Origin of the sequence: Dissulfurirhabdus thermomarina, assembly GCF_012979235.1 — a bacterium.
GTDB classification, from domain to species: domain Bacteria; phylum Desulfobacterota; class Dissulfuribacteria; order Dissulfuribacterales; family Dissulfurirhabdaceae; genus Dissulfurirhabdus; species Dissulfurirhabdus thermomarina.
The window spans coordinates 579,900-594,883 of record NZ_JAATWC010000001.1; the positions used below are offsets into that span (position 1 = coordinate 579,900).

Sequence of the window (14,984 nt, forward strand, 5' to 3'; positions counted from 1 at the left end):
CAAAATTGTCATTTTTCTCAGGGTATGAGGAAAGTATTTCCCTCCTTGTGTACTTTCGGCGACTTGCGTTCGGTGGCCGTTGGGCGCCCGCTCGGGGATTCGCCCCAAATTTGTTAGCATCTTAATTTATTTTGAAAAATTAATAAGTTGCCCGTGTGGCGCCGTTCGATTTATATAGCTTTTGGCCGTTCATCCGCCGGATGAGGATCGCCGCGGGATCGTCTCCGGCGGGCGGGGAGGCGGCCTTTGGCATGACCTGCAGCGATGGAGAAAAAAGGAGAAGGAGGAATGACGATGAAGCGACATGACGGTGCAAGATGCAAGATGGTGGTACGGGTTTTGGTCCTGGCGGTTGGGGCCCTCTGCGGGTTCACGATGGCCGCCTCGGCCTTGGCGGCGGAAGAGAAGCCTGCCGCAGCGCTCTCCGTGGATGTCCTCAGCCAGTACATCTTCCGGGGCTTCGCGCTCTCGGAGGACAGCGTGGTGATCCAGCCCGCGATCTCCGTGGACTACATGGGGTTCGAGGCCGAGCTCTGGGGCAACGTGGATACCAACCGGGATTCGGCCGCGGCGGGAAACCACCTGAACAGCTGGACCGAGACGGAGGCCACCCTTGCCTATTCCCACGCCTTCGGCCCCGTGGAGGTGACCGGCGGTTTCATCTACTATGCCTTCGATGACCCCGCCATCGACGATGCCGAGGAGTTCTTCGCCAAGCTGGCCCTGCCCGATCTTCCCCTGGCCCCCACGCTGACCGCCTACCGCGAGGTGGCCCACAAGCCGAGCTGGTACATCGCCCTCGAAGTCTCCCAGGACTTCGCCTTGGCCCACGGGATGAGCCTCGAACTGGGGGCCCGGGCCGCCTACCTCATCTCCAACGATCGTGACGAGTTTCCCGAGATCGACGACCACGGCGTCATCCACGGCAAGTTCAACGACTTCGACGACGGCCGCGTCTCGGCCGCCCTCTCGATCCCGGTCACGGAATATGTCACCGTGCGGCCGGAGGTGTTCTGGTCCTTCCCGCTCTCGAGCGACGCCGAGTCCCTCATCCGGGATGCCGGCCTCAGCGTGACCACCGACAGCGCCTCCTACGTCTACGGAGGCATCGGGGCCGTGATGCGGTTCTAGGCCGGGGGGCGCGACCCTTTCGGGATGCCCGCGGGGGGCCGGTTTGCACCGGCCCCCCATTCGTTTTTGATGGCGTCGCAGAAAGTCGCCTCTGTGTGAATTTTGGCCCTGGAAAGGGCCACGTTCAGTAAAGTGTACGCCCTTGGACCGTTCGGAATAGATCAAGCAGGATCTGCTTGATACCCTCCCTTCTCCCTTTCTTTTTCTTCGATTTGACTGCGTTACGCCGACTCCATGGCCTCGATCGACATGTGCTCGTTCCGTCGTTCTGCTCGGCCAACATCGCGTCCACTTTCATCAGCCTGATGACGGCAGCCCGATTGGGGAAGATGCCTACCACGTCGGTGCGTCGCCTGGCCTTGTGAGTCAAGCGCCCCTGGGGATTGTCGGACCATATCTGCCGTCACATGGCCCTGGAGAACAAGATATTCTCCTTCTCCGCCGCCGGGCCCGCGGCAGGGCGCCGCGATCCCCTTGCCCCGGTGGGTGCTTCCAGGGGTCGCTTCGTCTCCCCCGGGGACGTGTCGCGTGCGTGGAGGGTGCACGCCCAACCCGGCAGAATTTCAAAATTGTAATTTTTTTCTCAGAAAAAAATACAGAAAAGTAATAAACAGGAAAATGGTTTTCCACAGGAATTTATAATATATTGATTTAATATAATTTTTTGTTGACCGGTGCTGGCCTCCTTGTTGCAGTTACCGGTAGCCGGCGGGCGGTGCTGAGACCAGCCCGGAATCATCACCAAGGAGGCAGTGACATGGAACGAGGAAATGGGCGGTATTTCTGGGCGCGGGTGGCGGCCGCGGGGGGGCTCCTGGGAGCCATGCTCACGGCGGTGCCCGCGGCGGCCGGGGATCCCACGGGGGTGGCGGCGCTCAAGGCCGACCCCGGCAAGGCGGTGGACTTCGTGTGGGTCCTTCTGTGCGGTTTTCTCGTCATGTTCATGCAGGCGGGCTTCGCCTGCGTGGAGTCCGGCTTCTGCCGGAGCAAGAACGTGACGAATCTCCTGGCGAAGAACCTCATGGACTTCGTGGTGGGGTCCCTGGCCTACTGGGCCGTGGGCTACGGGGTCATGATGGGGGCGGATCGCCTCGGGCTCTTCGGGACCTCGGGCTTCTTCCTCGCCGGGGACGGCTACGACGTGGACACCTACCTCGGTTTCTTCTGGCAGATGGTCTTCGCGGCCACCGCCGCCACCATCGTCTCCGGGGCGGTGGCCGAAAGGCTCAAGTTCCAGGCCTACCTGGGCTACGCCGCCGCCGTCTGCCTCGTTATCTACCCGGTCTACGGCCACTGGGCCTGGGGCGGGGGCTGGCTCACGAAGCTGCCCTTCGGGGTCGGCTTCGCGGATTTCGCCGGCTCGGGCGTGGTGCATGCCGTTGGGGGCGTCGTGGGGCTCGCGGGCGCCATGGTGCTCGGGCCGAGGTTCGGCAAGTATGACAAAAATGGAAGGCCGAGGGCCATCCCGGGCCACAGCCTAACGCTCGCGGCCCTCGGGACCTTCATCCTCTGGTTCGGGTGGTTCGGCTTCAACCCGGGCAGCACCTTCAGCGCCCACCACCTGCGGATCGCTGTGATCGCAGTGAACACGACCCTGGCCGCCTCGGCCGCCTCGCTGGTGGCCATGCTCGTCGTGCTGGCCCGGACGGGCAAGTTCGACGTGGGGATGTCCCTGAACGGCGCCCTGGCCGGCCTCGTGGCCATCACCGCCCCGTGCGCCTGGGTGAACGCCACCAGCGCCGTGATCATCGGCGCCGTGGCCGGCGCCCTCGTGGTGGCCGGGGTCCTCTTCCTCGAGGACCGGGGCGTGGACGACCCGGTGGGCGCCGTGAGCGTGCACGGGCTGAACGGTCTCTGGGGGCTCGTCGCCGTGGGGCTCTTCGCCGACGGGACCTACGGCCTCTACAGCACCGAGGCCCCCTTCGTCCGCGGGCTCTTCTTCGGTGGCGGCGCGGACCAGCTCGTCGCGCAGCTCATCGGGGTCCTGGCCCTGGTGGCCTGGGCCTTCTCCACCGGCTGGATCGCCTTCAAGGTCCTCGACGCCCTGATCGGCATCCGCGTCAGCCCCAGGGAGGAGATCCAGGGCCTCGACATCATCGAACACGGGACGCCGGCCTACCCGGAGTTCTATACCCTGCGCTCGTAGGAGGGGCGGGGCCGGCCCCGGACCCCTTGCAGCCGGTGCCGTGATCCGGGAGGTCGCGGCGGAAAGGAGCACGCGTCATGAAGGAGATCAAGGCGATCGTTCGCCTGGAGAAACTGGAGGCGGTCAAGGAGGCCCTCGAGGGGATCGGGCTTCCGGGCCTCATGGTGAGCCGCATTGAGGGCCACGGCCGGCAGAGCGGCCTGGTGGAACAGTTCCGGGGGCGGGAGTTCAAGGTGGACCTCCTCCCCAAGGCGCGGCTCGAGATCGTCTGCGCGGACGACGCGGTGGAACGGATCGTCGTCACCATCGCGGAGGCCGCCCGGACCGGGGAGATCGGGGACGGGAAGATCTTCGTCTCCGACGTGGTGGATGCCGTGCGCATCCGGAGCATGGAACGGGGCGAGGCGGCGGTCTAGGCCGCGGGCCCCGGAGAGGGAGAAAGGAACAACGCGATGAGAGAGATGAGAGAAAGGAGTCACCCGATGACCCATGCGATGAACGCCGTGGCGGCCGTCCTGGCCGCCACGGTCCTGGCCCTGGGGATGACGGCCGCCCTGCCGGCCCCCGCCCCGGCGGCGGAGGATCGGCCCACCGCCGGGCTCACCGTGGACGTCCTCAGCCAGTACGTGTGGCGGGGTTTCGCCCTCACGGAGGACAGCGTGGTGGTCCAGCCGTCCCTCACGGTGGGCTACCGCGGGTTCGAGGCCAACCTGTGGGGCAACGTGGACACCGACCGGCGCGGGGCCCTCGCCGGGCAACACCTCAACAGCTGGACGGAGACGGACGCGACCCTGTCCTACACCGCCTCGCTGGGCCCCGTGGCCCTCACCGGGGGCTACATCTACTACGCCCTGGACGGCGTGGCGGTCGACGACTCGGAGGAGGTCTTCGCGGCCGTCGCCCTGGACGCGCCCCTCAACCCGACCCTCACCGTCTACCGGGAGGTGGCGCACCTTCCGAGCTGGTACGTGACCCTGGCGGTCTCGCATTCCGTTGCCCTCCCCCACGGGATGAGCCTCGATCTCGGCGCCCAGGCGGCCTACCTCGTCTCCGGGGACCGCGACGGCTACCCCGAGGTGGACGACCGGGGCGTGATCCACGGAAAGTTCAACGACTTCCGGGACGGCCTGGTCTCCGCCGCCCTGGCCATCCCGGTCTCCCCTGACCTGACCGTGACGCCGGAGGTCTTCTGGTCGTTCCCGCTCTCCGCCGATTCCGAGGCCCTCACCCGGGACTCGGGGCTCAGCGTGACGAACGACAAGGACAACTTCGTCTACGGCGGGGTCTCGGTGAGCCTGGCCTTTTGAGGCGGGCGCTGCGCGCCGGTGCCGGGCCCGGGGCGCCTCCCCGGGCCCGGCCGAATCGGCGCTTAATTCATTTTTGTAAGGAAATGGGTCTTGTTTTTGCAAATTTGTCATGATCGTGCCTCCGGCATCTCTGCCGCCGCCGTCCTGGATCGCCCGCCTGCCGGGCATCTTCGCACGGGCGCCGGTCTTGGCATCGCGCCTGCTATAGCCGGAGAGGATCTGTGCCTGGGCTGGGCAACCGTGGCGGTGCCGAAACGGGCGCCGACCGCCGCGGCCGGCGTCGGTGTTGAGCCGTCCCGTCGATCTGCCGCGGGTCCAAGGGCCGGGGATCCTTATCAGCAACGGAGGCACGCACATGATCCAAGCCGGAGATACCGCATTCATCCTGGTGGCGGCGGCGCTGGTGTTGCTCATGACGCCGGGGCTCGCCCTCTTCTACGGTGGCATGGTCCGGGGCAAGAACGTGCTCGGGACCATCATGCAGAGCTTCATCATGATCGCGGTGGTGAGCCTGGAATGGGTGTACCTGGGCTACAGCCTCTCCTTCGGCCCGGACGTGGGCGGGCTCATCGGCGGGCTGGCCAAGGCGGGGCTCTCCGGGGTGGGCGCGGCGCCCAATCCGGACTACGCCGCCACCATCCCCGAGTCCGTCTTCATGATCTACCAGTGCATGTTCGCGGTCATCACCCCGGCCCTCATCACCGGGGCCTTCGCCGAGCGGATGCGGTTCGGCCCCTTCCTGCTCTTCTCCCTGCTCTGGACCGTCCTGGTCTACGATCCCGTCTGCCACTGGATCTGGGGGGCCGGCGGCTGGCTCAAGGCCCGGGGCGTCCTCGACTTCGCCGGGGGGCTGGTGGTGCACCTCACCTCCGGCACGGCGGCCCTGGCCGCGGCCCTGGTCCTCGGCCGGCGCAAGGGCTACGGCCGGGAGCAGTTCCTGCCCCACAACCTCCCCATGACGCTCCTCGGGGCCGGGCTCCTCTGGTTCGGCTGGTTCGGCTTCAACGGCGGCAGCGCCCTGGCCGCCGACGGGGTGGCCGCCACGGCCTTCGTGGCCACGCACCTGGCGGGCATGGCGGGCATGGCCATGTGGGTGCTGGTGGAGTGGGTCCACCGCGGCCGGCCCACCACCCTGGGCGCGGCCTCCGGGGCCATCGCGGGGCTGGCCACCGTGACGCCGGCCTCGGGTTTCGTGGGGCCGAACGCCGCCGTCGTCATCGGCCTCCTCGCCGGGGGACTCTGCTACGTGGGGGTCCTGGCCAAGGGCTGGTTCCGCTACGACGACAGCCTCGACGTGGTGGGGATCCACGGCCTCGGCGGCGTGCTGGGCACCCTGTGCCTCGGGCTCTTCGCCTCCAAGGCGGTGAACCCCGGCGGGGCCGACGGCCTGCTGGCCGGCAACGCGGCCTTCCTCGGGACCCAGGCCTTCGCCGTGGCCGTGGTGGCCGGCTATGCCTTCGTGCTCTCCTTCGTCCTGCTCAAGGCCATCGACCTCGCCTGGGGGCTCCGGCTCGCCCCGGAGGCCGAGACCGAGGGGCTGGACCTGAGCGAGCACAACGAGGCGGCCTACAATGCCTGAGGATCGGTCCGGCCGGGGTGCGCCTTGGATGTGGAGGGCGTTCGTGGTATCGGTGGGCCGTGGGGACACCGGGGCCCGGCCCGAAACGGCGAGATCGGCGGCGCCCTCGAGGGCTGTCCCCGGGCGGCGGAAGACGGCCCGCGGGGCATCCAGGCGTCCGCGCCTTCCTGAAGGAGGATCCTAATGAAGAAGATCGAGGCCATCATCAAGCCCTTCAAGCTCGACGACGTGAAGGAGGCCCTCAACGAGATCGGCATCAAGGGCATGACCATCTCGGAGGTCAAGGGCTACGGCCGCCAGAAGGGGCACAAGGAGATCTACCGCGGCGCCGAGTACGTGGTGGACTTCATCCCGAAGGTGAAGCTCGAGATCATCGTGGAGGCGGCCCAGGCGGAGAAGGTGGTGGAGACCATCCGGGAGGCTGCCAACACCGGCAAGATCGGCGACGGTAAGATCTTCGTCCTGCCCGTGGAAGAGGTGGTCCGGGTCCGGACCGGCGAGCGCGGGCGGGACGCCATCTGAGGCGGGCGGCGGATCGGTGCCCGCCGGGGCTCGGATCGAGGGACGCATGGGCATGACCACGGGCCAGACGGCGGCCGGGGCGAGGCACGCGGGGGCGCCCCCGGCGGGCCCCGGTGCGGAGCTCGCCGTGCGCGGCGAGGCCCTGGCGGACCTCTGGGCCCGGGGCCTTTCCGGGCGGGCGCTGCTCCATGCCCACGCGGACCGGATGGACGCCTGGTTGGCCGAGCGCTTCCGCGAGGCGTGGGGCGAGGCCCCCGGCATGGCCCTCGTGGCCCTCGGGGGCTACGGGCGCCGCGAGCTCTTCCCCTACGCGGACGTGGACCTCCTGGTGCTCTACGACGAGGCGGCCTCGGGCCGGGTGGCCGGCGTGGCGGAGCGGATCCTGTACCCCCTCTGGGACCTGGGCCTCGAGGTGGGTCACGGCGTCCGGACCGTGGCGGACTGCCTCGAGCAGGCGGGGCGGGATTTCTTCTTCCAGGTGGCCCTGCTCGAGGCGCGCCGCCTGGCCGGGGACCGGGGGCTCTTCGACGGGCTCCGGTCGGCCTTCGCCGCCGCCGTCCTGGAAGACCGGCGCGCCGAGTTCGCTCGGGCCATGGCGGCCCACCGGGCGGAACGGCTCCGGCGCTTCGGGGGCCACGCCTACCTCCTGGAGCCGCACCTCAAGGAGAGCCCCGGGGGGCTCCGCGACGTGAACGCCGTGTTCTGGACCGGGAAGGCCGTCTTCGGCCTCGCGGACCCCGGCGCCTTCGAAGAGGCGGGGCTCTTCACCGCCGAGCAGCGGGCGCGGTTCGAGGCCGCCTGGGACGCCCTGGTCCGCCTCCGAAACCGCCTCCACCTGGCGGCCGGCCGCCGCAACGACCGGCTCTACTTCGAGCGGCAGCAGGAGCTGGCGGCCGCCCTCGGCTACCGGGGCGGCGACGGGATGCTGGGGGTGGAGCGCTTCATGCGCGAGGTCTACGGGCACCTCGAGACGGTCCGGGTCACCGCCGATCTCTTCTTCGAGCACGTGGAGGAGGTCCTCGAGCCGGGCGCCGCCGGCGGGGCCGGCCGCCGGCTCGAGCCCGGCCTGGAGGTCCGCGGCGGCCGCGTCCGCTTCGCCGACCCGGAAGCCCCCCGGCGCCGCCCCTGGCTCCTCATGCGGGCCTTCGCCTGGTCCGCGAGGACGGGGGCCCCGCTCCACCACTCGGCCCGGACCCTGGTCCGGGACCACCTCGATCTCGTGGACGACCGCCTCCGCCGCTCGCGCCGGATGGCCGCCGCCTTCCTGGCCGCCCTCACCGAGGCGGCGGACCCGCGGCGGGTCCTGGACCCCATGCTGGAGACCGGGCTGCTGGCCGCCTACATCCCGGAGTTCGCGCAGGTGGTGGCACTCGCCCAGCACGACGTCTACCACGTCTTCACCGTGGACCGGCATCTCCTCCAGACGGTGGCCGAGGTGCGGCGGCTTCGGGACGAAGAGCCCCACCTCTTCGCGGACCTCGCCTCGCCCCACGTCCTCTTCTTGGCCGCGCTGTTCCACGACATCGGCAAGGGAGGCGGCGGCGGGCACGCGGAACGGGGCGCCAAGGCGGCCGAGACCATCGGCCGGCGGATGGGACTGGCCCCGAAGGAGAGGGCCTGCCTCGCCTTCCTCGTCCGGCATCACCTCTTTCTCACCGATACCGCGCTCCGGCGCGATCTCGACGACGAGGACCTCATCCTCCGCTGCGCCCGGACCATCCGGGATCCCGACCGCCTCCGCATGCTCTATCTCCTTTCCATCGCCGACGGGCGGGCCACCGGGCCGGCGGCCTGGACGCAGTGGCGGGCGGTCCTGGTGCAGGAGCTCTTCCTGAAGGTGGCCCACCTCCTGGAACGGACGGACCTGGCGAGCCCCGACCGGATCCAGGCCGTGGAATGGATGCGGCGGCAGGTGGCGGAGCGGCTCCGCGGCAGCGACGCCCCGGCCCCCGGGGTCTTCCCCGAGGACTACCTCCTGGCCTTCGGCCCCGACGAGGTGGCCGGGCACGTGCGTCTTGCCGCCCGGGTGGCCGAGGGACGCGGCCCGGTGGTGGTCCCCGCCGACCAGGGGACCTGCTGGTCGGTGCTGGTCATGGCCCGGGACCGGGCAGGACTGCTCGCGCGCATCTGCGGCGTCTTCGCCCTCCACAACCTCCGGGTCCTCGGGGCCCGGATCTTCACCTGGTCGGACGGCACCGCGGTGGACGTCCTGGAGGTGGCCCCGGCCCTCGAGGGGGAGGCGCTCGGCGACCACGACTGGGAGCGGCTCCGGGCGGACATGGCGGCGGCCCTCTCGGGCCGGCTCGGCCTCACCTACCGGATCCGCGGCAAGCGGCCCCCGGTGGGGGAGCGGGGGTGCCTGCGGCCCGAGGTCCGGGTGGAGGTGGACGATACCGTCTCGGACTTCCACACGGTGGTCGAGGTCTACGCCCCGGCCCGGGCGGGGCTCCTCTACGACATCACCCGGACGCTGGCCGAGTTCGGGGTGGACATCTCGCGGGCGCGGGTGAGCACCCACGTGGACCAGGTGGTGAACGTCTTCTACGTGCGGGACCGGCACGGGGCCAAGATCGACGATCCCGACCTCCGGGAGGAGATCCGGCGGGCCCTGGCCGATGCCGCCGCTTGTTGAAATCCGGCGCCGGGGCGCGGCCCGGAAAGGGCCGGGGGACCCGGGGGCGGGGAGCGACGGCCGAAGGAAAGAGGCACAACTGAGAATCACCTACGGCGGGGGGCAGCGGCCCCGCCGCCCAACAAACTCTCTCAAGATCCAAAAGGAGGCACCATGAAGGCGAAGGACGTATTGGAACTGGCCAAGGACAAAGGGATCAAGGTGGTGGATATCCGCTTCCTCGACTTCCCGGGGCAATGGCAGCATTTTTCCGTTCCCATCGGGGAGTTGACGGAGGGGAGCTTCGAGGACGGCTTCGGCTTCGACGGCTCGAGCATCCGGGGCTGGCAGCCCATCCACGCCAGCGACATGCTGGTGGTGCCCGACCCGGCCACGGCCCAGATCGATCCCTTCTTCGAGGAGCCGACCCTGGTCCTCATCGGTGACATCGTGGACCCGGTGACCCGCGAGCCCTACAGCCGCGATCCCCGCAACATCGCCAAGAAGGCCGAGGCCTATCTCAAGGGCACCGGCGTGGGGGACACCTGCTTCATCGGCCCCGAGGCGGAGTTCTTCATCTTCGACGACGTCCGCTACGATGCGGCCTCCAACGGCTGCTTCTACGAGGTGGACTCCGTGGAGGGCATCTGGAACACCGGCCGCGACGAGTGCCCCAACCAGGGCTACAAGCCCCGGCACAAGGAGGGTTACTTCCCCGTGCCCCCCGTGGACAAGTTCCAGGACATGCGGACCGAGATGCTGCTCACCCTCCAGGAACTCGGCATCGACGTCGAGTGCCAGCACCACGAGGTGGCCACCGCCGGCCAGGCCGAGATCGACATGCGGTTCAAGCCCCTGCTCCAGATGGGCGACCAGCTCATGTGGTTCAAGTACGTCCTGAAGAACGTGGCCTACCGCCACGGCCGGACCGTGACCTTCATGCCCAAGCCCCTCTACGGCGACAACGGCACGGGCATGCACACCCACATCAGCATCTGGAAGGGCGGGCAGCCGGTCTTCGCCGGTGACAAGTACGCCGGCCTCTCCCAGGAGGCCCTCTACGCCATCGGCGGCATCCTGAAACACGGCCGCGCCCTCTGCGCCATCTGCAATCCCACCACCAACTCCTACAAGCGGCTCGTGCCCGGCTTCGAGGCCCCGGTGAACCTGGCCTACTCCAGCCGGAACCGCTCCGCCTCGGTCCGGATTCCCATGTACTCCCAGTCGCCCAAGGCCAAGCGGATCGAGTACCGGACCCCGGATCCCTCCTGCAACGGGTACCTGGCCTTCTCCGCCATGCTCATGGCGGTCCTCGACGGGATCGAGAACAAGATCGACCCCGGCGAGGCCATGGACAAGAACATCTACGGCCTGCCGCCCGAGGAGCTGGCCAAGATCCCCTCCGCGCCGGGCTCCCTCGAGGAGGCCATCGAGGCGCTCAAGGCGGACCACGCCTTCCTCCTCAAGGGCGACGTCTTCACCCAGGACGTGATCGACATGTGGATCGAGTACAAGACGGAGAACGAGGTGAACCCCGTCAAACTCCGCCCGCATCCCTACGAGTTCTTCCTTTACTACGACATCTGATCCCCGCCCCGTCGCGGCGGCGTCTTTCCGGCCCCGGGGCCCTTCAGCCCCGGGGCCTTTCCGTCTGCCGGCCCGGTCCCTTTGCTGGATTGACGCTCAATTTTGAGCATGCTAAGTAATTGGCAGGCCCCGCCGTTTTCTCCCGCCGCCTCTTCTTCCCGGCGGGGCGGAAGGAGGCCCCATGGCCCGCATCGCCCCTGACGTCTCCCGCCTGGTCGGCGGCACCCCCCTGGTGGAGCTGGGCCGGGTGGGCCGGGGCCTCCCGGCCCGCCTGGTGGCCAAGCTCGAGAGCTTCAACCCCTGTTCCAGCGTGAAGGACCGGATCGGGCTCGGGATGCTCGAGGCGGCCGAGGCCGCGGGGTCCATCGGGCCCGGCACCGTCCTGCTCGAGGCCACCAGCGGCAACACCGGCATCGCCCTGGCCTTCCTCTGCGCGGCCCGAGGCTACCGGCTGGTCCTCGTCATGCCCGAGACCATGAGCGTGGAACGCCGGAAGCTGCTCGCCGCCTTCGGCGCGGAGCTGATCCTCACCCCGGGGGCGGAGGGGATGGCCGGGGCCGTGCGCCGGGCCGAGGAGATGGCGGCCGCCGACGGCCGTTACCTGGTGCTCCGCCAGTTCGCCAACCCGGCCAACCCCGAGGCGCACCGGCGGACCACCGCCGAGGAGATCTGGCGCGACACCGGCGGGGCGGTGGACGTCGTGGTGGCCGGGGTGGGGACCGGGGGCACCCTCACCGGGGTGGCCGAGGTCCTCAAGGCCCGCAAGCCCTCGGTGCGGGCCGTGGCGGTGGAGCCGGCCGCCTCGCCGGTGCTCTCGGGCGGCCGGCCGGGGCCCCACAAGATCCAGGGGATCGGGGCGGGGTTCGTCCCCGAGGTGTTGCGGATGGACCTCGTGGACGAGGTGATCCCGGTGGCGGACGAGGCGGCTGGCCGGGCGGCGCGGCGCCTGGCCCGGGAGGAGGGGATCCTCGCCGGCATCTCTTCCGGGGCGGCCCTGCAGGCGGCCCTGGAGGTGGCGGCCCGCCCGGAGCTGGACGGCGCCGTGGTGGTGGTGGTGCTCCCCGACACCGGGGAGCGGTATCTGAGCACCTGGCTCTTCGAGTCGGAGGCGGTGTGACCATGCCGGAGACCTTCATGAAGAAGGCCCAGTTCGCCCGGAAGGTGGCCTCGGACCTCGCCGCCGTGGTCCGCCGGCTGTGCGAGGCGAGCCGGGGGCTCCACCCGCAGCGCACCTGCATGGAGCACCGGGAGCCCATGCCGTCCCGGGCGGTCCTGGTGGAGATGGTGGAAGACCTCCGGTCCGTGCTCTTCCCGGGCTACTTCGGCCTTGCCGAGCTGGACGCCGAGAGCATGGAATTCCACGTGGGGGCCACCCTCGACCGGGTGCTCCGGGTCCTCAGGGAGCAGGTGAAGCGGGGTCTCTGCTTCGCCTGCACCGAGGCCCAGGAGTGCGAGCTCTGCGACCTCCAGGCCCTGGAGACCACCTACGCCTTCCTCGGGCGCCTGCCGGAGGTGGCCCGGATCCTGGCCACGGACGTCCAGGCGGCCTACGAGGGCGACCCGGCGGCCACCTCTCCGGCCGAGGCCATCTTCTGCTACCCCGGGGTGCTCGCCGTCATGAACTACCGCCTCGCCCACGAGCTCCACCGGCTGGGCATCCCCCTCATCCCCCGCATCATCACCGAGCACGCCCACAGCATCACGGGGATCGACATCCACCCGGGTGCACGGATCGGGGAGAGCTTCTTCATCGACCACGGCACGGGGGTGGTGATCGGCGAGACCTGCATCATCGGGAACCGGGTGCGGATCTACCAGGGGGTGACCCTCGGGGCCAAGAGCTTCCCGCTGGACGAGGAGGGACGCCCGGTGAAGGGCATCCCCCGCCATCCCATCGTGGAGGACGACGTCATCATCTACTCGGGCGCCACCATCCTCGGCCGGGTCACCATCGGCCGGGGTTCGGTCATCGGGGGCAACGTGTGGCTCACGGAGAGCGTGCCCCCGGGGACCCGGGTGGTCCAGGCCCCGCCGCCCCACCGGAAGCGGACGCCGGGGGAGGACTGACCTAGCCGCAGGCCCGGGGCGGGACGGCGGCCTCGTCGCCGTCCCGGTAGGGGGAGATGGCCCGGAGGCCGGCGATGATCCCCGGCAGCTCCCGCACCACGAGGTCCACCTCCTCCCGGGTGTTGAACCGGCCCAGGCTGAAGCGGATGGAGCCGTGGGCGTAGGTGAAGGGCACGCCCATGGCCCGCAGCACGTGGGAGGGCTCGAGGCTCCCCGAGGTGCAGGCCGACCCCGAGCTGGCGCAGACGCCCAACCGGTCCAGGTGGAGCAGGATGGCCTCCCCCTCCACGTACTTGAAGGAGAGGTTCACGGTGTTGGGCAGGCGCTCGGTGGGGTGGCCGTTCAGGCGCGTGTCGGGGATGGCCGCCACGAGCCCCTGCTCGAGCCGGTCGCGCAGGGCCCGGACGGTGGTGTTCTCGGCCTCGAGGTGGGCCTTGGCGAGCTCGCACGCCTTGCCGAGCCCGATGATGCCCGGGACGTTCTCGGTGCCCCCCCGCCGGCCGCGCTCCTGGTGGCCGCCGATGACGAAGGGCCGGAACGGCGTCCGCTTCCGCACGAAGAGGGCGCCGACGCCCTTCGGGGCGTGGATCTTGTGGCCGGAGAGGGCGAGGAGGTCGGCGGGCAGGCGCCGGAGGTCCAGGGGGATCTTCCCCACGGCCTGAACGGCGTCGGTGTGGAACAGGATGCCGCGGGCCTTGACGATCTCGGCGATCTCGGGGATGGGGAAGACGGTCCCCGTCTCGTTGTTGGCGTACATGATGGAGACCAGGGCGGTGTCGTCCCGGAGGCTCGCCCTGAGCTCGTCGAGGTCCAGCATCCCCTGGGCGTCCACGCCGAGGAAGGTCACCTGGTAGCCCTTCTTGGCGAGGTGCTTGGCGAGGTTCCGCACCGCCGGGTGCTCCACCTTGGTGGTCACCAGGTGCCGCTTGTCGGGCTGCGCGTTCAGGGCGGACCAGATGGCGGTGTTGTCGCCCTCGGTGCCGCACGAGGTGAAGACGATCTCGTCGGGTTCGCAGCCGAGGAGGTCCGCGACCCGTTCCCTGGCCTCTCGGAGCTTCTTCCCCACCTGGCCCCCGAAGGTGTGCATGCTGGAGGGGTTGCCGTAGAGGTCGGAGAAGTAGGGGGCCATCTCCTCGAAGACGGCCGGGTCCACCCGGGTGGTGGCGTTGTTGTCGAAGTAGATGACGGCCATCAGTTCGCCTCCAGGACCTGGATCTCGGGGTCGACCACCTCGCGGAGGCGTTTTTCCACGCCGTCCTTCAGGGTGAGCTCGCTGGCGGGGCAGTGGGTGCAGGCCCCGCGGAGGCTTACGTAGACCCGGGTCCGGTCCACGTCCACCAGCTCGAGGTCGCCCCCGTCGGCCTGGAGCCGCGGGCGGATCTCCTCGTCGATGACCTTCTGGATGAGCTGGATCCGCTCGATGTTGGTGAGCTTCTTCGGGGGGCCCTCGGGGGCCTTCTTCTCCGGGGCCGTGCCCCGGACCTCGGCGAGGATCCGCTCGATCTCCGGGATGCAGTTGCCGCAGCCGCCGCCGGCCTTGGTGTAGTAGGTGACGTCCTCGGCGGTCTTGAGGTCGTTTTCCTCGATGGCCCGGCGGATCTGGACGTCGGTGACGCCGAAGCATTCACAGACCAGTTCGCCCTCGAGCTCCGGGGTGGGGACGGCCTCGCCGCGGAGCTGGCGGATGGCCGCCTCGAGGGCCTCCCGCCCCATGACGGAGCAGTGCATCTTCTCCTTCGGCAACCCCCCGAGGTAGTCCGCGATGTCCTTGTTGGTGATCTTGAGGGCCTCGTCCAGGGTCTTTCCCTTGACGAGCTCGGTGAGCGCGGAACTCGAGGCGATGGCGCTGGCGCAGCCGAAGGTCTGGAACCGGGCGTCGGTGATGCGGCCCTGGTCGTCCACCTTGAGGTAGAGGCGCAGGGCGTCGCCGCAGGCGAGGCTCCCCACCTCGCCCACGGCGTCGGCGTCCGGGATCTCGCCGACGTTCTTCGGGTGGAGGAAGTGTTCCTTGACCTTGTCCGTATATTCCCACAT

The 14,984-nt window shown here is 69.4% G+C and carries 12 protein-coding genes and 1 pseudogene; 10 read left to right on the forward strand and 3 right to left on the reverse strand.

What is annotated here, in order from left to right:
* The first annotated feature begins 294 nt into the window (after positions 1-294).
* A complete protein-coding gene (locus HCU62_RS02815; RefSeq protein WP_163298628.1) occupies positions 295-1,131 on the forward strand; it encodes a TorF family putative porin in 837 nt (278 codons plus the stop codon).
* A 262-nt stretch (positions 1,132-1,393) separates the two neighbouring features.
* Here HCU62_RS02815 and HCU62_RS02820 read toward each other — a convergent pair.
* A pseudogene (locus tag HCU62_RS02820) lies at positions 1,394-1,531 on the reverse strand (transposase); the annotation flags it as partial.
* 423 nt (positions 1,532-1,954) lie between these two features.
* Between HCU62_RS02820 and HCU62_RS02825 the strand changes: the two are divergent.
* From HCU62_RS02825 to epsC, 9 genes are all read left to right on the forward strand, one after another.
* Entirely contained in the window at positions 1,955-3,277 is a 1,323-nt protein-coding gene (locus HCU62_RS02825) for an ammonium transporter (protein ID WP_163298632.1), read from the forward strand.
* A gap of 77 nt (positions 3,278-3,354) precedes the next feature.
* Positions 3,355-3,693 (forward strand): P-II family nitrogen regulator, encoded by a 339-nt coding sequence (locus tag HCU62_RS02830; protein ID WP_163298627.1) that lies wholly within the window; start codon positions 3,355-3,357, stop codon positions 3,691-3,693.
* A 66-nt stretch (positions 3,694-3,759) separates the two neighbouring features.
* Entirely contained in the window at positions 3,760-4,584 is an 825-nt protein-coding gene (locus HCU62_RS02835; RefSeq protein ID WP_163298626.1) for a hypothetical protein, read from the forward strand.
* Positions 4,585-4,939: 355 nt separating this feature from the next.
* Positions 4,940-6,163 carry an ammonium transporter gene (locus HCU62_RS02840; protein WP_163298625.1) on the forward strand — a complete coding sequence of 408 codons (1,224 nt, stop codon included), beginning with the start codon at positions 4,940-4,942 and terminating at the stop codon, positions 6,161-6,163.
* Positions 6,164-6,346: 183 nt separating this feature from the next.
* Positions 6,347-6,685, forward strand: coding sequence for a P-II family nitrogen regulator (locus HCU62_RS02845; protein ID WP_163298624.1), 339 nt, complete (start codon positions 6,347-6,349; stop codon positions 6,683-6,685).
* A 52-nt stretch (positions 6,686-6,737) separates the two neighbouring features.
* Entirely contained in the window at positions 6,738-9,317 is a 2,580-nt protein-coding gene (glnD, locus tag HCU62_RS02850) for a [protein-PII] uridylyltransferase (RefSeq protein WP_163298623.1), read from the forward strand.
* 153 nt (positions 9,318-9,470) lie between these two features.
* Complete coding sequence (glnA, locus tag HCU62_RS02855) at positions 9,471-10,883, forward strand: type I glutamate--ammonia ligase (protein ID WP_163298622.1); 1,413 nt, start codon at positions 9,471-9,473, stop codon at positions 10,881-10,883.
* Positions 10,884-11,064: 181 nt separating this feature from the next.
* A complete protein-coding gene (gene cysK, locus HCU62_RS02860) occupies positions 11,065-12,000 on the forward strand; it encodes a cysteine synthase A (protein ID WP_169755406.1) in 936 nt (311 codons plus the stop codon).
* A gap of 2 nt (positions 12,001-12,002) precedes the next feature.
* Positions 12,003-12,950, forward strand: coding sequence for a serine O-acetyltransferase EpsC (epsC, locus tag HCU62_RS02865; RefSeq protein ID WP_246325179.1), 948 nt, complete (start codon positions 12,003-12,005; stop codon positions 12,948-12,950).
* A gap of 1 nt (position 12,951) precedes the next feature.
* Here the strand turns inward: epsC and nifS are convergent, their stop codons facing one another.
* Both nifS and nifU read right to left on the reverse strand, forming a co-directional pair.
* The gene (gene nifS, locus HCU62_RS02870) at positions 12,952-14,142 is read right to left on the reverse strand and encodes a cysteine desulfurase NifS (RefSeq protein WP_163299138.1); all 1,191 of its coding nucleotides are present in this window, start codon (positions 14,140-14,142) and stop codon (positions 12,952-12,954) included.
* Positions 14,142-14,984 carry a Fe-S cluster assembly protein NifU gene (gene nifU, locus HCU62_RS02875; protein WP_163299139.1) on the reverse strand — a complete coding sequence of 281 codons (843 nt, stop codon included), beginning with the start codon at positions 14,982-14,984 and terminating at the stop codon, positions 14,142-14,144. Before nifU ends, nifS begins: the two co-directional genes overlap by 1 nt.